Source organism: Qaidamihabitans albus (assembly GCF_016464705.1).
Lineage (GTDB): Bacteria > Actinomycetota > Actinomycetes > Mycobacteriales > Pseudonocardiaceae > Qaidamihabitans > Qaidamihabitans albus.
The window spans coordinates 40,572-57,317 of record NZ_JAEHOB010000009.1 but is presented as its reverse complement, the minus strand read 5'-3'; the positions used below and the strand labels follow the sequence as shown (position 1 = coordinate 57,317).

General features: G+C 70.6%; 17 protein-coding genes. 12 read left to right on the top strand and 5 right to left on the bottom strand.

The window, feature by feature from the left end; genetic code table 11:
* Window positions 1-4: 4 nt before the first annotated feature.
* From fdh to JAP66_RS18365, 10 genes are all read left to right on the top strand, one after another.
* Entirely contained in the window at window positions 5-3,295 is a 3,291-nt protein-coding gene (gene fdh, locus JAP66_RS18410; RefSeq protein WP_199433025.1) for a formate dehydrogenase, read from the top strand.
* A gap of 1 nt (window position 3,296) precedes the next feature.
* A complete protein-coding gene (locus tag JAP66_RS18405; protein WP_199433024.1) occupies window positions 3,297-4,235 on the top strand; it encodes a 4Fe-4S dicluster domain-containing protein in 939 nt (312 codons plus the stop codon).
* A 2-nt stretch (window positions 4,236-4,237) separates the two neighbouring features.
* Window positions 4,238-5,254: an NrfD/PsrC family molybdoenzyme membrane anchor subunit gene (gene nrfD / locus JAP66_RS18400; protein ID WP_199433023.1), complete on the top strand. Its 1,017-nt coding sequence runs from the start codon at window positions 4,238-4,240 to the stop codon at window positions 5,252-5,254.
* Complete coding sequence (locus JAP66_RS18395; RefSeq protein WP_199433022.1) at window positions 5,251-5,637, top strand: phage holin family protein; 387 nt, start codon at window positions 5,251-5,253, stop codon at window positions 5,635-5,637. Before nrfD ends, JAP66_RS18395 begins: the two co-directional genes overlap by 4 nt.
* Window positions 5,638-5,708: 71 nt before the next feature.
* On the top strand, window positions 5,709-6,362 hold the full coding sequence (locus JAP66_RS18390; RefSeq protein WP_199433021.1) for a cytochrome c oxidase subunit II: 654 nt from the start codon (window positions 5,709-5,711) through the stop codon (window positions 6,360-6,362).
* Window positions 6,359-7,990 (top strand): cytochrome c oxidase subunit I, encoded by a 1,632-nt coding sequence (locus JAP66_RS18385; RefSeq protein ID WP_199433020.1) that lies wholly within the window; start codon window positions 6,359-6,361, stop codon window positions 7,988-7,990. The genes JAP66_RS18390 and JAP66_RS18385 overlap by 4 nt, the downstream gene beginning before the upstream one ends.
* On the top strand, window positions 7,987-8,478 hold the full coding sequence (locus tag JAP66_RS18380; RefSeq protein WP_199433019.1) for a hypothetical protein: 492 nt from the start codon (window positions 7,987-7,989) through the stop codon (window positions 8,476-8,478). Before JAP66_RS18385 ends, JAP66_RS18380 begins: the two co-directional genes overlap by 4 nt.
* Window positions 8,475-8,942 carry a cytochrome c oxidase assembly protein gene (locus JAP66_RS18375; protein ID WP_199433018.1) on the top strand — a complete coding sequence of 156 codons (468 nt, stop codon included), beginning with the start codon at window positions 8,475-8,477 and terminating at the stop codon, window positions 8,940-8,942. The genes JAP66_RS18380 and JAP66_RS18375 overlap by 4 nt, the downstream gene beginning before the upstream one ends.
* Entirely contained in the window at window positions 8,930-10,462 is a 1,533-nt protein-coding gene (qcrB, locus tag JAP66_RS18370) for a cytochrome bc1 complex cytochrome b subunit (RefSeq protein ID WP_199433017.1), read from the top strand. Before JAP66_RS18375 ends, qcrB begins: the two co-directional genes overlap by 13 nt.
* A complete protein-coding gene (locus JAP66_RS18365; RefSeq protein WP_199433016.1) occupies window positions 10,446-10,916 on the top strand; it encodes an NUDIX hydrolase in 471 nt (156 codons plus the stop codon). Before qcrB ends, JAP66_RS18365 begins: the two co-directional genes overlap by 17 nt.
* On the opposite strand, the gene JAP66_RS18360 is transcribed toward JAP66_RS18365, so the two are convergent.
* Window positions 10,864-12,180 carry an MFS transporter gene (locus JAP66_RS18360; protein ID WP_307849613.1) on the bottom strand — a complete coding sequence of 439 codons (1,317 nt, stop codon included), beginning with the start codon at window positions 12,178-12,180 and terminating at the stop codon, window positions 10,864-10,866. The two genes, JAP66_RS18365 and JAP66_RS18360, sit on opposite strands and share 53 nt — an antisense overlap.
* A 55-nt stretch (window positions 12,181-12,235) precedes the next feature.
* Here JAP66_RS18360 and JAP66_RS18355 point away from each other — a divergent pair, with 55 nt between their 5' ends.
* Window positions 12,236-12,703, top strand: a complete 468-nt coding sequence (locus JAP66_RS18355) for a hypothetical protein (protein ID WP_199433014.1) — start codon at window positions 12,236-12,238, stop codon at window positions 12,701-12,703.
* Between the two features lie 100 nt (window positions 12,704-12,803).
* Here the strand turns inward: JAP66_RS18355 and JAP66_RS18350 are convergent, their stop codons facing one another.
* From JAP66_RS18350 to JAP66_RS18335, 4 genes are all read right to left on the bottom strand, one after another.
* The gene (locus JAP66_RS18350; RefSeq protein ID WP_199433013.1) at window positions 12,804-13,361 is read right to left on the bottom strand and encodes a hemerythrin domain-containing protein; all 558 of its coding nucleotides are present in this window, start codon (window positions 13,359-13,361) and stop codon (window positions 12,804-12,806) included.
* A gap of 92 nt (window positions 13,362-13,453) precedes the next feature.
* Window positions 13,454-14,221: an IclR family transcriptional regulator gene (locus tag JAP66_RS18345; RefSeq protein WP_199433012.1), complete on the bottom strand. Its 768-nt coding sequence runs from the start codon at window positions 14,219-14,221 to the stop codon at window positions 13,454-13,456.
* Between the two features lie 165 nt (window positions 14,222-14,386).
* A complete protein-coding gene (locus JAP66_RS18340; protein WP_199433011.1) occupies window positions 14,387-15,265 on the bottom strand; it encodes an alpha/beta fold hydrolase in 879 nt (292 codons plus the stop codon).
* Between the two features lie 45 nt (window positions 15,266-15,310).
* Window positions 15,311-15,946, bottom strand: coding sequence for an NAD(P)-dependent oxidoreductase (locus JAP66_RS18335; RefSeq protein ID WP_199433010.1), 636 nt, complete (start codon window positions 15,944-15,946; stop codon window positions 15,311-15,313).
* 79 nt (window positions 15,947-16,025) lie between these two features.
* On the opposite strand from JAP66_RS18335, the gene JAP66_RS18330 reads away from it, so the two are divergent.
* The gene (locus JAP66_RS18330; RefSeq protein WP_199433009.1) at window positions 16,026-16,622 is read left to right on the top strand and encodes a TetR/AcrR family transcriptional regulator; all 597 of its coding nucleotides are present in this window, start codon (window positions 16,026-16,028) and stop codon (window positions 16,620-16,622) included.
* Window positions 16,623-16,746 lie beyond the last annotated feature (124 nt).

Here is a 16,746-nt window from a genome sequence, read left to right as displayed (position 1 = left end):
GCGGATGGGTTTCCGACAGTGGATCGAGGGCTGGCCGGTCTACCGCCAGTGGGCGGAGAAGGATCCGAGTGGTCGCGGCGCGGCGGCGAAGAGCCGCGTCAGCGACAACCTCGGCTCTCGGGCGAGCGACGCCGACCGAGTGGTCAAGTCGATCTGCCCGTACTGCGCCGTCGGCTGCGGCCAGAACGTCTACGTGAAGGACGACCGGGTCACCCAGGTCGAGGGTGACCCGGACTCGCCGGTGAGCCGCGGTCGGCTGTGCCCGAAGGGCGCCGCGAGCCTTCAGCTCACCACCGGTTCCGCGCGGGAGCACCAGGTGCTGTACCGGCGGCCGTATGGCACCGAGTGGGAGACACTCGACCTGGACACGGCGATGGACATGATCGCCGACCGGACCATCGCCAGCCGGGAACGTGGCTGGCAGTGGGAGGTCGACGGTACGCGGACGCGGCGCACGCTCGGCTTCGCCAGCCTCGGTGGCGCGACACTGGACAACGAAGAGAACTATCTGATCAAGAAGCTCTTCACCGCGCTCGGCGCGGTCCAGATCGAGAACCAGGCGCGTGTTTGACACTCCTCCACGGTCCCCAGTTTGGGGACCTCCTTCGGTCGCGGTGGTGCGACGACGTTCCAGCAGGACCTGGCGAACGCGGACTGCATCGTCATCCAGGGGTCGAACATGGCCGAGTGCCATCCGGTCGGCTTCCAGTGGGTGATGGAGGCGAAGGCCCGCGGAGCCAAGGTGATCCACGTCGACCCGCGGTTCACGCGCACCAGCGCGCTTTCCGATCTGCACGTCCCGCTGCGGGCCGGCTCGGACATCGCGTTCCTCGGCGGGATCGTCAACTATGTGCTGGAGAACGAGAAGTACTTCCGCGAGTACATGCTCACCTACACCAACGCGTCGACGATCGTGAACGAGAAGTTCACCGGAGCCGACGAGCTGGACGGCGTGTTCTCCGGGCTGGACCGTGACGAACGCAGCTACGACGTCGAGACGTGGCAGTACGACGGCGCCGAGGTGCAGGCCGCTTCCGGCAAGCGCGATCAGCACTGGAACGCCCGTACCCGGCGCGGCGTGCGCGCCTCCGCCCGCGGTGAGGCGCACGGTTCCGGCGGTGCCGAGATCGGGACCGAGCCGCGCACGGACGACACGCTGCAGCACCCGCGGTGTGTCTTCCAGATCCTCAAGCGGCACTACGCGCGCTACACCCCGGAGAAGGTCGAGCAGATCTGCGGGGTGCCCCGGGAGAAGTTCCTGCAGGTGTGCGAGCTGCTGACGGAGAACTCGGGCCGCGAGCGCACCAGCGCGTTCGCCTACGCCGTCGGCTGGACGCAGCACTCCGTCGGCGTGCAGTACATCCGCACCGCCGGCATCCTGCAGGCGCTGCTCGGTAACATCGGCAGGCCCGGCGGCGGCATCCTCGCCCTGCGCGGGCATGCGTCGATCCAGGGCTCCACGGACATCCCGACGCTGTTCAACCTGCTGCCCGGCTACATCCCCATGCCGCACGCGCACACGAACCTGGATCTGCCGACGTTCGTCCACGCGGAGTCGGCGCAGAAGGGCTACTGGGGCAACATGGAGTCCTACCTGGTGAGCCTGCTGAAGGCGTGGTGGGGCCCCGCGGCGACCCCGGGCAACGAGTTCTGCTTCGACTACCTGCCGCGGCTGACCGGCAATCACAGCACGTACGAAACGGTCATGGCCCAGCTGAACGGCACCTGCGACGGCTACTTCCTGATGGGTGAGAACCCGGCGGTGGGCTCCGCGAACGCGAAGATGCAGCGGCTGGGCATGGCCAACCTCGACTGGCTGGTCGTACGCGACTTCTCGCTGATCGAGAGCGCCACCTGGTGGAAGGACGGGCCGGAGATCGAGACCGGCGAGCTGCGCACCGAGGACATCGCCACCGAGGTGTTCTTCCTGCCCGCGGCGGCGCACACGGAGAAGGACGGCAGCTTCACCAACACCCAGCGGCTCCTGCAGTGGCACCACCAGGCCGTCGAGCCCGAGGGCGACGCCCGCAGCGACCTGTGGTTCATGTACCACCTCGGCCACAGGATCCGGGAGAAGCTGGCCGCGGCCGCGGACGACGGCACGCGGAAGGAGACCGACCGGGAACGCGACCGGCCGGTGCTCGAGCTGACCTGGGACTACCCGACCAAGTCCTCGCCCACCCGTCCCGAGCTCGAGGAGCCGGAGGCCGAGGCCGTGCTCGCGGAGATCAACGGCTGGAACTCCGACGCCGAGCCGCTGAGCAGCTACGAGCAGCTCAAGTCCGACGGCTCCACCGCGTGCGGCTGCTGGATCTACTGTGGCGTCTACGCCGACGGGACCAACCAGGCCGCCCGCCGCAAGCCCGGCACCGAGCAGAACTGGGTGGCCAACGAGTGGGCGTGGGCCTGGCCGCTCAACCGGCGCATCCTCTACAACCGCGCGTCCGCCGACCCGGACGGCAGGCCGTGGAGCGAGCGCAAGGCGTACGTGTGGTGGGACGCCGAGCAGGAGAAGTGGACCGGGCACGACATCCCGGACTTCAAGGCGACCAAGCCCCCGGACTTCGAGCCGGAGGAGGGCGCCAAGGGGCCCGACGCCCTGCGGGGTACCGACGCGTTCATCATGCAGGCCGACGGGAAGGCCTGGCTGTACGTGCCCGCCGGGCTGACCGACGGACCGCTGCCCACGCACTACGAGCCGCAGGAGTCGCCGTTCCAGAACCTGCTCTACGGCCAGCAGCACAATCCGGTCCGGCAGATCCTCAAGCACGAGAACAACCGGCTGCAGCCCAGCGGGGACACGCCTGGCTCGGAGATCTTCCCGTATGTGCTGACCACGTACCGGCTCACCGAGCACCACACGGCCGGTGGCATGTCGCGGTGGCAGCCGTACCTTTCCGAGCTGCAACCGGAGTTCTTCTGCGAGGTGTCGCCCGAACTGGCCGTCGAACGCGGGCTGGAACACCTCGGCTGGGCGCATGTCGTCTCGGCCCGCACGGTGATCGAGGCGAGGGTGCTGGTGACCGACCGGATGACACCGCTGACCGTGCAGGGCAGGCGGCTGCACCAGGTCGGCCTGCCGTACCACTGGGGCCCGAACGGCCTCAGCACCGGCGACGCGGCGAACGAGCTCGCGTCGCTGGCGCTGGACCCGAACACGCACATCCAGGAGGTCAAGGCGCTGACCTGCGACATCAGGCCGGGTCGCCGGCCGCGCGGCCCCGACCGCGTCGAGTTCGTCCGCGACTACCAGCGCAGGGCAGGCATCACCGAAGATACTGGGACCGAGGTGTGAGATGACGACGACGCACGTTCCCGCCACCGATCCGGCGGGGGAGAGCGGCTACGCCGACCACCCACCGAGGATGGGCTTCTTCACCGACACCTCGGTGTGTATCGGCTGCAAGGCCTGCGAGGTCGCCTGCAAGGAATGGAACGCCGTGCCCGCCGACGGGCTCGACCTGACGGGCATGTCCTACGACAACACCGTCGGCCTCGGCGCGGACTCCTGGCGGCACGTCGCGTTCATCGAGCAGCGCAAGCCGATGGCGCAGCAGGACCCGGGGCTGCACCACGACCAGGACGTGCTCGCGATGGCCGAGCACGGTTCGGCGACCCAGCCGCCCGCGGCGGGCATGACGCCGACCACGCCCGGCTCCGGGGACGACTTCCGCTGGCTGATGGCCTCCGACGTGTGCAAGCACTGCACGCACGCGGCCTGCCTCGACGTGTGCCCGACCGGCTCGCTGTTCCGCACCGAGTTCGGCACGGTCGTGGTGCAGGAGGACATCTGCAACGGGTGTGGCTACTGCATTCCGGCCTGCCCGTACGGGGTGATCGACCAGCGCAAGGACGACGGCAGGGCGTGGAAGTGCACCCTGTGCTACGACCGGCTCGGCGACGGCATGGAACCCGCGTGCGCCAAGGCCTGCCCCACCGACTCCATCCAGTTCGGACCGCTCGACGAGCTGCGTGAACGTGCCCAGCAGCGGGTCGAGCAGCTGCACGAGGCAGGGGTGACCGACGCGCGGCTCTACGGCGACGATCCGGGCGACGGCGTCGGCGGCGACGGGGCGTTCTTCCTGCTGTTCGACGAGCCGGAGGTCTACGGCTTCCCGCCCGATCCGGTGGTCACCACCAGGGATCTGCCCCGGATGTGGCGGCACGTCGCGACCGCCGCCGCCACCCTCGCGGCGGGCGCCGCCGCCGCGTTCCTCGGTGGGAAGGGAAGGTGAGTATGTCCGGAAAGGACGCGAACGAGGGGGACCCCGCCTCCCGGCCGGCCCGGGAGGCCATGACCGGCGTCGCCACCGGACGCAAGCGCAAGCGCGGCGAACAGCCGGTGGTGCCGGACACCGAGTTCACCTCCTACTACGGCAAGCCGGTGATCAACGGTCCGGTCTGGAAGTCGCCGGACGTCCCGGGATACCTCTTCCTCGGCGGGCTCGCCGGCGCGTCGTCGCTGCTGGCCGCGGGCTCGCAGCTCACCGGACGGTCGCGGGTTGCCGTGGTGGCCAAGACCGGCGCCTTCGGCGCGGTGACCCTCGCGCTCGTGGCGCTCGTGCACGACCTGGGACGGCCGGCCCGCTTTCTCAACATGCTGCGCGTGTTCAAACCGAGCTCGCCGATGAACATCGGTTCCTGGCTGCTCGCCGGATACGGCCCGCTCGCCGGCGCGGCGGCCGCGTCGGCGGTGACCGGGAAGCTGCCGCGGACCGGTGCGGCCGCCACCGCGGGAGCGGCGCTGACCGGCCCGGCCGTCGCCGCCTACACCGCAGCGCTTGTCAGCGACACCGCCGTGCCGGCCTGGCACGACGGGCACCGCGAGCTGCCCTACGTGTTCGTCGGCTCAGGCGCGGTCGCCGCGGGCGGGCTCGGGCTGCTCGCTGCGCCGGAGCGGGAGGCAGGCCCTGCCCGCAACCTCGCGGCCTTCGGCACGGTGCTGGAGCTCGCCGCGTTCCAGCGCATGGAGCGCCGCATCGGCATGGTCGCCGAGCCCTACCGCAGTGGAAGAGCCGGCGCGATGGTGCGTGCCGGTGAGGCGCTGGCCGTGGCGGGCGTCGCCGGCGCGGTGGCCGGCAGGCGCAGCCGAATCGCCCGCCTGGTATCCGGGGCGGGGCTGATCGCCGCCTCGGCACTGTCCAAGTGGGGCATCTTCGAGGCCGGAAAGGTCTCCGCCGACGATCCGAAGTACACCGTCGTGCCGCAGCGGGAACGCCTGCGGAAACGTGAACGCGAGGGAGGCGCGGCATGACGGACAAGTCCGCCCGCGAAGCGGTGAACGACCTCTCCGAGCAGGTCAGCAGGCTCGTCCGCGACGAGCTGCGGCTGGCGCTCGACGAGACGCGGACGAAGGCCAGGCGTGCGGGGATGAGCGGGGGCCTGCTGGCGGCGGCCGGCATCCTCGCGCTGTACGGAGGCGCCGCGCTGGTCGCCGGCCTGGTGCTCGCGCTCGCCCGGCGGCTGCCCCCGTGGCTCGCGGCGCTGGTCGCCGGAGGCGGGCTCACCGTGGTGGCGGCCGTTCTCGGGGCCTGCGGAGCGCTCGGACTGCGGAACATCACGCCGGTGCCCGAAGAGGCGCTGGCGCAGGCCGAGGAGACCGCGGAGACCGTCCGCCGCTCCACGCGACCGGAGTGACACCGAGTTTGCGCTCGGTACCCAGCGGGTACCGCGAGCCTGGCCGTGGCGACGGGTGAGTGGAGGGCGACGTGGTTTTCCTCGAGGTCTTCGAGCGGATCTTCACGTTCGAGATCGTGGTGGCCGCCGCGGTCTTCGTGATCATCCTGGGCGTGCTGGTCGTGGCGCTGCTGCTGAGCCGGAAACCGTCCGGGGACAAGCGGAAACGAGACAGCCACCCGCTGATCGAAGGCATCTACGCCCTGTTGCTGGCCGGTGTCGCCGGGGTGATCGTGTACGTCACCGCGTCCGCTCACCAGGACGTCCAGGAAGGACCCAACGGCTACCAGGTCGCCAACCAGGCCGGCGCCATACCGGTCGATGTCACGGCGTTCCAGTGGTGCTGGCGGTTCGACTACGCCGACACGGCCAAGTCGGTCACCGGTACGTGCCGGGAGAAGGACGCGGGCCTGCCCACCCTCGTGGTGCCCACCGGCAAGCCGGTGGAGCTGCGGTTGACCTCGAGTGACGTGATCCATTCGCTGTGGATCCCGGACAAAGCCGTCAAGCTGGACGCCTTTCCACATCAGACCAACACCGTCACCATCACCTTCGACGAGGAGGGCAGGTGGCTCGGCCGGTGCGCCGAGTTCTGCGGCCCGTACCACCCGTCGATGCACTTCTACGTCAAGGCGGTCTCGCCACAGGAATACGAGCAGTGGCAGCAGCAGGGAACCCCGGCATGACGACCGATCTGACGGTCGCCGAGGAGCTCCCGGAGCCGAGGGAGCGCCTGTTGCGCTCGTGGTTGGGCACGACCGACCACAAACGGATCGCCTTGCTCACCGCGGGTGTCGCGCTCGTACTGCTGTTCGTGATGGGTGCGCTCGCCCTGACCATGCGCGCACAGCTGGCGCAGCCCGAGCAGAACATCGTGGACAACGAGACCTACAACCAGCTGTTCACGATCCATGGCTCCGGGATGATCTACCTGGTCGTCACACCACTGGCGCTGGCACTGGGGCTCTACCTGGTGCCGTTGCAGGTGGGCGCACCGGCGGTGGCCGCGCCGAGGACGACGATGCTGGGCTTCTGGCTCTACGTCTTCGGTGCGCTCGCGGTGCTCTCGGGCTTCCTCACCTCGGGTGGCGCCGCCAAGGAGGGCTGGACCGCCTACACGCCGCTGTCGACGGCCCGCTTCTCGCCGGGTGCGGGCACGGATCTGTGGCTGCTCGGCACGTTCACGTCGACCGTAGGCATGATCCTGATCGGCGGCACCGTGCTGTGGACGGCGCTGCTGAAGCGGGCGCCGGGCATGACGATGTTGCGGATGCCGGTGCTGAGCTGGTCGGTCGTGGCGACGAACCTCATGGTGATCGCGGCGTTCCCGTCGCTGCTGGCCGCACTGGGGCTGATCGCGCTGGGCCGGATGACGCCGGACCTGTTCGACAGCAACCTCTACAACATCGGATACCAGCACCTCTTCTGGTTCTACGGTCATCCGGTCGTCTATGTGATGTTCTTCCCGTTCGTGGGCGCGGTCGCGGAGGTGCTCGCGACCTTCGCGCAGCGGCGGTTCTTCGGCTACAAGGCCACGGTGCTGTCGCTGCTGGCGTTCGCCGCCCTGTCCATGAGCGTGTGGGGACACCACATGTTCACCACCGGGCAGGCGGCCGACGACTACTACTCGCTGACGTCGATCCTGCTGATCGTGCCCGCGGGGATCGAGTACTTCGCCTTCCTGGGGACGATCCTCGGGGCCCGGCTGCGCTTCCGCCTGCCGATGCTGTTCGCGCTCACCTTCGTGGTGCAGTTCCTGGTCGGCGGGCTGACCGGGATCATGGTCGCCAGTCCCGTGCTGGACTACCAGATGCACGACAGCTACTTCGTGGTCGCGCACTTTCACTACACGCTTTTCGCCGGCAGCCTGTTCGGCCTGTTCGCCGGATTCTACTTCTGGTTCCCGAAGGCCACGGGAATCATGCTCCGCAACCGGCTCGGGCACGCGCACTTCTGGCTGTTGCTGGTGGGAACGAACGTGACCTTCCTGCCGATGTTCTGGCTCGGCCTCGGCGGCATGCCGCGGCGGGTCGCGACCTACCTGCCCACCGACGGCTTCGGCACGTTCAACCTCATCGCCTCGATCGGTGCGGGCATCATCGGACTGGGCATGCTGGCGTTCGCGGCGAACCTCGTGCTCTCGTTCGTGCGGCGCCGGGAGCGCCGGGCGCCGGACAACCCCTGGGAGGCGCACACCCTGGAGTGGGCGACGTCCTCCCCGCCGCCACCGCTGAACTTCGACGAGCGGCACCCGATCCCGCCGATACACAGCTTCACGCCCCTGCTCGACCTGCGGAGGGAGCGGTCGTCGTGAAGCCCGCGTACGTGATGCTCGGCTGGGCGGGACTCAACGCCGTGCTCATGCTGGTCATGCTGGTCTACGGGGAGAATGTCCTGTTCATCGGCATGTACGCGCTCGCGGCGACGACCACGGCGCTGGCCGCCTGCATCGTGTGGCTCGCCCACCGGGCGCGCCGTACGGGGCTGCCGATCCGGATGCCGGTGAACAGCCTGTCGGCGGGGTTCCTCGGTGTCGCGGCAATCCTGGCCGGGGCGAGCGTCGTCTTCGGACAGTGGCTCACCGGTATCGCGGTCTACTTCCTGCTCGCCGCGGTCCTGCACGTGCGCAGGGAACGCCTGCCGGTGCAGGCGCGGCCCGGGCCGACCGCCGTGCCCACCGACCCGGCGGTGCACGAGCAGCGGGGTGCCCTGCCCGCGGCAACGAAGGCCGCCACGGCCGCGGGTTTCGTCGCCAGGGCGGTGGGTTCCCTGCGGCGGTCTCGGAAAGGTGGCCGCCGATGACCGGCGAGATCGTGCGGATGGCGGCGATGGGTCTGCTGACGTCGGTGGTCGCGCCCGCGATCGTGCTACTCGGGGCGGGCCGGGTCCCGTGGCACCGGGTGCCCGCGCCGCCGCTGGTCGTGCTCCCTGCCTTCGTCGTGCTGCACGGGGCGATCACCGTCGCCCACGTCGGGCACCATCTTCCCCCGTCGGGGGACGGTGCCCTGTACGCCGTCCTGCTGGCGGGGGCGGTCGTGTTCTGGCTGCCGGTCATCGGGCCCGGCCACCACACCCCCGACCCCGTCCGCAGCGTGTACCTGTTCCTCGCCGGCCCGTCCCTCGATCTCGCGGCGGTCTACGCGATCATCGCAGGCCACTCGGCCGGGGGGATCGCGATGATCGTCGCGATGCTGCCGGTCGGGCTGGCCGCCATCGGCGTGACGTGGCGATGGATCACGCGGGAGGAGCACGCATGGTCGGCGTAGCGAAGGTGGGGAAGGCCGGGAAGGCTGCGGACGCCCGGTTCGACGTGGCCAAGGGCCTGCGGCCGAGGGCCAACAAGGTCTTCCCGGAGCACTTCTCGTTCCTCTTCGGCGAGATCGCCCTCTACAGCCTGCTCGTGCTGGTGCTGTCCGGCGTCTACCTCGCGCTGTTCTTCGACCCGTCGATGGCCGAGGTCACCTACCGCGGCGGATACGTGAACATGCAGCAGATCGAGATGTCGCGGGCCTACGAGACCGCGCTGAACCTCTCGTTCGAGGTGCGCGGCGGCCTGCTCGTGCGGCAGATCCACCACTGGGCCGCACTCGTCTTCGTGGCCGCGATCCTCACCCACATGCTGCGGATCTTCTTCACCGGGGCGTTCCGGAAGCCCCGCGAGCTGAACTGGGTGATCGGGATCTTCCTGCTGATCCTGGCGCTCATCGAGGGATTCATCGGCTACTCCATGCCGGACGACCTGCTCTCCGGCGCGGGCGTGCGGATCATGTCCGGGATGATCCTGTCGATCCCGGTGGTCGGCACGTGGCTGCACTGGATGGTGTTCGGTGGCGAGTTCCCCGGTGACATCATCATCTCCCGGTTCTTCACGATGCACGTGTTCGTGATCCCCGGGATCATCCTCGCGCTCGTGGCGGTGCACCTGGCGGCCGTGTGGTACCAGGAGCACACCCAGTACGCGGGACGGCGCAGGAGCGAGAGCAACGTGGTCGGCACGCGCACGGTGCCCGCGTTCGCGATGAAGAGCACCGGCCTGGCCACCGGCGTCACCGCGGTGCTGATCCTCATGGGCGGGCTCCTGCAGATCAACCCGGTGTTCAACTACGGCCCGTTCAACGCCGCGCAGAGCTCGATCAACTCTCAGCCGGACTGGTACCTGCTGTTCGTCGAGGGAGCGATCCGGTTGTTCCCGTCCTGGGAGATCGTCCTGTTCGGGCAGTACCGGATCCCGGACGCTTTCTGGCCCGCCGTGGTACTGCCGGTGGCGCTGTTCGGATTCCTGATCCTCTATCCGTTCATCGAGCGACGTCTCACGAAGGACTGGTCCCGGCACAACCTGCTGCAACGGCCACGCGACGTGCCCGCGCGCACCAGCCTCGGAACGATGCTGCTGACCTTCTACGTCCTTCTCGTGCTGGCCGGTGTCGACGACGTGGCGGCGTTCATCTTCGAGATCCCGGTCGAGACCCTGGTATGGATCCTGCGGATCGGCGTCCTCGTGCTGCCGCCGCTGGCCTACCTGGTTACCTACCGCGTCTGCCTGCGCCTGCAGCGGGCCGATCGGGACGTGCTGCTCCGGGGCGTGCGCACCGGTGTCCTCGAGGAGCGGCCCGGCGGGTACTACGTCGAGGCAAGGCAGGAACTGCACGCCGAAGACGACCCGGGTACGCGTCCGCGATACGCGGGTGCCCGGCTGCCGTCGCTGCCGCGCGAGCTGACGGAGGAGCCCGCGGACGAGCGTGGCGTGCCGTCCGGGCACAATCAGCGCCGTGGCAGCGAAACGTAGCGCCGGCATCCTGCTGTACCGCGTGCTCCATGGCGCGGCACCCGAGGTACTCCTCGGACACATGGGTGGCCCGTTCTGGGCGCGCCGGGACGCGGGCGCATGGTCGGTGCCGAAGGGTGAGTACACGGCGGACGAGGAGCCGGGCGCGGCGGCCCGGCGCGAGTTCACCGAGGAGCTCGGCGTGCCGGTACCGCAGGGAGAGCTGACCCCGCTCGGCGAGGTCCGGCAGTCCGGGGGCAAGGTGGTGACGGTGTGGGCGCTGGCGGGCGACCTCGACCCCGGCTCGATCGTGCCCGGCACGTTCGAGCTGGAGTGGCCGAGGGGATCCGGCCGGCTTCAGGAGTTCCCCGAGCTGGACCGGGTCGAGTGGTTCGAACTGGAGCGCGCCCGGGAGAAGATCGTCAAGGGCCAGCGCGTTTTCCTCGACCGGCTCGCGGCGTGGCTGCGCGGATGAGTGCGGCCGAGTACAGCGCGACGCCGATCATCAGCACGGCCGTGCCGAAGGCCAGCCAGCCGTAGGAGGAGACGGCGACGACCACCCCGGCCAGCGAGCCGCCGATGGCGGCGCTGCCGTTCATCACCAGGTCGGACACGCCCTGCGCGGACGTCCGGTCCGCCGTGGGCACCGACTCCGACAGCAGCGTGGAGCCCGCCACCAGCCCGCATGACCAGCCGAGGCCCAGCAGGAACAGCCCGATGCCGAGAAGGACCGCGTCGTGGCCAGGGGCTGATCCGCTCACCAGCGCGGCGAGTGCGCAGAGCAGCGCGCCGCCGACCACGACGGGCACCCGCCCGGCGCGGTCCGCCAGCCAGCCGGTCAGCGGCGAGAGGCCGTACATGCCGAGGATGTGGACGCTGACCACGAGCCCGATCAGGGAGAGCGCCACGCCGTCGTGGTGCATGTGCACGGGCGTCATGACCATCACCGAGACCATCGCGACGTGCGCCGCGACGATCGCGACCAGCCCTACCAGGGCGCGTGGACGGGCTGCGATCACCGTGAGGGTGGCCCACAGCCCGGCCGGACGTGGGCGCGCGCCGCCCGCCGTGGCCCGCTCCGGGTCGGCCAGCCACAGCGGATCCGGCCGCAGCAGCGCGAACAGCACGGCGGCCGCACAGCTGAAGCCCACCAGCGACACGAAGTAGGGCCCGGTCAGCGGAGGGAGGCCGACGGCGCCGGCCAGCCTGCCCGCGGGCTCGGCGAGGTTGGGCCCCAGCACCGCACCCACGGTGGTGGCCCACACCACGGTCGCGAGGGCGCGCGCCGTCCGGCGTGGCTCGGCGAGGTCGGTCGCGCCGTAGCGGGCCTGCAGCCCGGCCGCGGTCGCCGCGCCGAACAGCGACAGGCCGGCGAACAGCAGCGGCAGCGCCCGCAGCGCCGTGGCGGCGACCACCACAGCGGCACCGAGTGCGCCGATCAGCAGCCCCGTGGTCAGGCCGGCCCGCCTGCCGTGGCGCCGGGTGAGGCGAGCGAGAGGAACGGCGGCCGCCGCGGCGCCGAGCACGCCGCAGGTCTGGGCGAGGCCGGCGACCCCCTCGGTGCCCGCGACCTCGGCGGCGAGCAGGCCGCCCACCGAGAGCCCGATCGCGACGCCGAGACCGCCGAGCACCTGGGCGGCGGACAGCACCGCCACTGTGCGGCGCTGGACGGCGGCGCGGTAGCGGTCCGCCGAAGGATGGTCGGCGTCGGTGCGGGGAGTGCCGGAAGCGTGGCTCACCCGAGCAGTCTCACCCACGGGGGGCGAATTTTCCGAGCCTTTTCCGGCACAGTGCATGAGCCATGAGGGCGCCGGGTATGCGCGTGCCGTGCAGCCACCCGATTTCGAGTTCGGCATCCCGGTCCTGCTGGGCGCGGGACCGGTGCGGATCGTCGGCGGCCGGACGCCCCGGATCCTGTCCGGCGGGGAGCGGCCCGTGCGTATCCTCGCCACCTACCCGGTGCGCGCTGGGGTGGGGCTCTACAGCCTCGCCACGCCGGTGGAGCTGTCGTGTGCGGAGTGTGCGCGTTCCCACGAGGTGACGATCGTGGCCGTCCGCGACGACCGGCCGGTGTGTCCCGGCTGCTACGCCGATCTCGACGATCGCGCTGGCCGGAAGCCGTACCACCATCGCTGGTACCCGCGTGTGGACCGGGCGTCCGCGCCGGCCGGGCTGCGGCTGGCCAGGCACCGGGTGGTGGAGCTGGCCGCCCGGGCGCCGGCCGCCCTGCCCTCTCCGCGTGGCGACGCACCACCGTCGTGAGCCGGGGTCTTTCGGCCCCGCCGTGGCCGGCGCCCGGCCACGGCCAACGGTGCGGGCAGCCGACTCAGGATCCCGGCCGCCGGCACCGAAATGATGGGCTTCAGCGGCCGAGTGCGCCGCGAATCGCGTCCCGCGCCCGGTCCATGATCGCTGCCGGTGGGCCGAGCAGCATGTTGGCCTCCCTGCTCTCCACGCCGGGGTGCGGACGCGTCGGCGCGATCGCCTCGGCCGCGCGAGCGGAGGCCGCCATGTCCAGCAGGCGATGCTCGTCGCAGTTGCTCGCCAGCAGCGGGAACTCCTCGCGCTCCTCGTGGTCGGCATGGGCGAGCACGTCCTCGCGCAGCTGGCCGAGCAGCGTGTCGAAGCCTTCCGCCTCCGGCCCCATCTCCTGCAGCGTGGACAGCAGCTCCTTGGCGCTGTTCTCCTCCTTGAGGCGGGCCTCGACCACGGTCCTGCCTGCCGTCAGCTCCTGGACCTGCGGGTGCACGATCTCCTCCTCGGCGGTCTCGTGCACCGACAGCAGCTGCACCAGGCGGTGGAAGGTCTCGCGGCGGGCATCACCGGTCTCGCGGGTCAGCCGCTCGAACAGCTCGCGGATCTCGTCGTGCTGGCGCCGGAGCAGGGTGATGACGTCCTCGCGGTCGCGCTCGTCCGACACGGGAACCTCCTCTTCGTGGTGGGCTCGCTGGCACGGTCCCTCGAAAAGGAGATACCCGCCGATCGGACGGCCAACCCTCGGCCACCGCGGGCTCAGCTGAGCCGGCCGCCGAGCCTGCGGGAGAGCTCGGCGGCACCGTCGCGGACCAGCTGCTCCCAGCGGGGCCACGCGTCGTCGGAATGGCGTGAGGTCGGGATGGAGATGCTCATCCCCGCCACCCAGTGGCCCATCGCGTCGACCACCGGCGCGGCGACACAGCCGGCGTCCGGATTCGACTCCGAGCGTTCGTGCGCGACGCCGGTGCGCCGGACCTCCGCCAGCTGGTCGCGCAGCGCGCTGCGCGAGGTGACGCTGTGCTCGGTGAGCGGAGCGAGCTTGCGGCCGCGCAGCCGGTTGGTGAGCTCGGCGTCGGGCAACCCGGCGAGGAGCACCTTGCCCACCGCGGTGCAGTGCGCGGGCAGCCTGCTGCCGACCTCGGAGATGAGCCGGACCGAGTGGGTGGAGTCGATCTTGGAGATGTAGACGACGTCGAGTTCGTCGAGCGTCCCGACGTGGACGGTCTCCTGGCACTGGGCGGCGACCTGGCGGGCGACCTTGTCCGCCTCGGTGGCGAACTCGAGTCGCTGTTGGTAGCGGGAGCCGAGTTCGAGCAGCCGCGGCCCGAGCCGGTAGGTCGTCTCCTCGCCGGTCCGGCGATCGAGATAGTGGCGTTCGACGAGGGTGGTCAGCAGTTCGTGCGTCGTCGAGCGGGGAAGCCCCAGGCGTTCGATGATCTCCGCCGCGGTGAGTGCGGCCTGTGGGCCGAGGAAGAGCTCCAGGACGTCCGCGGCCCGCTGGACCGCGGGCACCAGCCGCGCCATGCCCGTCTCCTCTCGCCGCCGTCGTTGTCGATCGCCGTCCAAGATACCCGACCTGGGTCCGATACTTCGGACACGCTAGCCGTATAATGACCTATACGGCGGCGATCTGGCCGCCCCAATGTGGCGTCGGTTGCGTTGAACGCGACGGCTGCCACATTGGGGAGATCAGCTCGGGAGCAGGACCTCCAGCCCGCGCGCCACCGCGGCGGGGTCCTCCAGTTGCGGGTAGTGGCCGAGCTCGGGCAGGGCGACGACGGCGGCGTCGGGGCGCAGCTCGCGCAGCCCGTCGAGCACGTCGGCCGTGGCGACCGGGTCGCGCAGGCCCCACAGGAAGCCGACCTGGCCGGGCCAGTCCCGGACGGCGCCGTGCCAGCGCGGGGCATACCGGACCCGCTCACGGAGGTACGCGGTGAGCCGGTGCAACCTGCGGTGCCCATTGTGGACGGTCAGCAGTTCCCAGTGCCGGTCGGCCTCCGCCGTGGTGAGCGGGTGTCCGGTGGAGAACACCGCGCCGAGCTGCCGGTGGAACATGCGCCGGTTGCTCAGCGCCGACACCAGCGGGCCGGCCGGTGAGCGCAGCAGCTTCTGGACGGGACGCAGCCGTGCCCGGTCGAGCAGCACGCTGCCGTTGGACAGGATCACCCGTTGGAGTGGAAAGCTCAGTGCCTGCTCGGTGTCGCGGGCCATCAGCTCGGTGGCCACCGAGGTCCCCATGTCGTGCCCGAACACGATGACGGGTCCGGTGGTGAGCGCGCCGACCACATGCTCCGCGATCTTCGCCTGTTCGATCAGGCTGTAGCGGTGGCGGCGCGGCTTGGCGGACAGGCCGAAGCCGAGGAAGTCCAGTGTCAGCAGTGGACGGTCGCCGAGCAGCGGAAGCAGGGCATGCCAGTCGTAGGAGCTGGTGGGGTAGCCGTGCAGGAGTAGCAGGGTGGGGCCGCTGCCCTCGTTGTGCCGGGTGAACACGTTGCCCCACGGCGTCGTCAGCTCGACGCCCCCGGCATGCCACGCGCGCAGCGCGTCGTCCCGCAGCCCGGTCTCCATGGTCGACGGATGCTAGTCGGTGCCGGGTGCGGCCCGCGCGGGTGCTCACGCACGGGCGACGGAGACCGCCACGCCGGCCAGTGACTCGTCCCCGGCTGCGCGGAGGAGGAAGTCGGCCAGATCGGCGCGGGATATCCGGAACGAACCCCGGACGTTGGCGTCGATCCGGCTGCGGACAGCGCCGGTACGCGGGCCGTCGGTGAGCTGTGGCGGCCGGACGATGGTCCAGCGCAGCCCGCTCTCGCGGAGAAGTTCCTCCATCCGCGCCATGTCGGCGAAGGGATGGCGCAGCAGCCGCTTCAGCAGGGGCTTCACGACGGCCCGCGGCACGATGCCGTCACCCGCCGTGTGGAACCCGCTCGCGCTGACCACGAGCAGCCGCCCGCCGCCGGTCGCCGTCATCGCCGCGATCGTGGAGCGCGCTCCGTCCGTGCACACCGTCGTGGGCCCGCGGTCCCGGCTGCCGAGCGCGGAGATCACCGCATCCCTGTCCTTCACCAGCGGCTCGATCGCCGCGACATCGGCGAGGTCGGCGGCCACGACGTCGAGCCCGTCGTGCGGTGAAACGTCCAGCCGGGCGGGATCGCGCACCACGGCGGTCACCTGATGGCCCGACTCGAGTGCCTGGCGCACCACCTGCGTGCCCGTCCCGCCGCTGGCCCCCAGAACCGTGAGTCGCATCGTGCCCTCCTTGGTAAGTGTTTGCTCACCACTATAGTGAGTGAGCACTTACCCACGTCAAGGGAGCAGAGGAGCAGCGATGGGCACGCGCGAGGACATCGTCGCCGCCGCCGCGAAGATCATGCGTGCCGAGGGCTACGCGCACGCGACCACCAAGCAGATCGCCCGCGCGGCGGGCTACTCGGAGGCCGCGCTGTACAAGCACTTCGAGGACAAGACCGAGATCTTCCTCAACGTCCTCGACGAGCGGCTGCCGGAGCTGGGCAGGTTGCTCGACGAGCTGCCGGGGCGGGCGGGCCGGCGAACCGTGCGTGCGAACCTGGTGGAGGTGGCGCGCACCGCGATCGCCTTCTACTCCGAGGGTTTCCCCATCTCCGCGTCGGTCTTCTCCTCCCGGCGGCTACTCACCGCGCACCGCGACCGCCTGCGCGAACTCGGTTCCGCCGGTCCACGGGGGCCGGTCGACGGGCTCGCCGGGTACCTGCGGGCGGAGCAGCGGCTCGGCCGGGTCGGCCGCGCGGTGGACGTCGACGCGGCCGCCACCCTGCTCTGCGGAGCGTGCTTCCAGCAGGCGTTCCTGCTCAACTTCACCGGCGAGCGCCCGGCGGAGGAGGAGCTGCGGAAACTGGCCACCCGGCTGGTGAAGACCCTGATCGCCGGAATCCTGCCCTCGTGAATGCGCACGTGAGTTAGAACTCATGTGCGCACTCACGAGGCTTGGTGCCCCTGGTGCCTGTTCGGCCACGGTGCGTCACCGATGCGGTCCGCATACCGGGACTCAGCGTTGAACGATGTTGCGG

What these genes read in the sequence shown, in the direction of transcription:
- JAP66_RS18355 (WP_199433014.1), top strand. Translation starts at nt 12,236, where the DNA reads ATGAGCCATGAGGGCGCCGGGTATGCGCGTGCCGTGCAGCCACCCGAT.
- JAP66_RS18385 (WP_199433020.1), top strand. Translation starts at nt 6,359, where the DNA reads ATGACGACCGATCTGACGGTCGCCGAGGAGCTCCCGGAGCCGAGGGAG.
- JAP66_RS18340 (WP_199433011.1), bottom strand. Translation starts at nt 15,265, where the DNA reads ATGGAGACCGGGCTGCGGGACGACGCGCTGCGCGCGTGGCATGCCGGG.
- JAP66_RS18330 (WP_199433009.1), top strand. Translation starts at nt 16,026, where the DNA reads ATGGGCACGCGCGAGGACATCGTCGCCGCCGCCGCGAAGATCATGCGT.
- JAP66_RS18335 (WP_199433010.1), bottom strand. Translation starts at nt 15,946, where the DNA reads ATGCGACTCACGGTTCTGGGGGCCAGCGGCGGGACGGGCACGCAGGTG.
- JAP66_RS18405 (WP_199433024.1), top strand. Translation starts at nt 3,297, where the DNA reads ATGACGACGACGCACGTTCCCGCCACCGATCCGGCGGGGGAGAGCGGC.
- JAP66_RS18395 (WP_199433022.1), top strand. Translation starts at nt 5,251, where the DNA reads ATGACGGACAAGTCCGCCCGCGAAGCGGTGAACGACCTCTCCGAGCAG.
- JAP66_RS18345 (WP_199433012.1), bottom strand. Translation starts at nt 14,221, where the DNA reads ATGGCGCGGCTGGTGCCCGCGGTCCAGCGGGCCGCGGACGTCCTGGAG.
- nrfD (WP_199433023.1), top strand. Translation starts at nt 4,238, where the DNA reads ATGTCCGGAAAGGACGCGAACGAGGGGGACCCCGCCTCCCGGCCGGCC.
- qcrB (WP_199433017.1), top strand. Translation starts at nt 8,930, where the DNA reads ATGGTCGGCGTAGCGAAGGTGGGGAAGGCCGGGAAGGCTGCGGACGCC.
- JAP66_RS18375 (WP_199433018.1), top strand. Translation starts at nt 8,475, where the DNA reads ATGACCGGCGAGATCGTGCGGATGGCGGCGATGGGTCTGCTGACGTCG.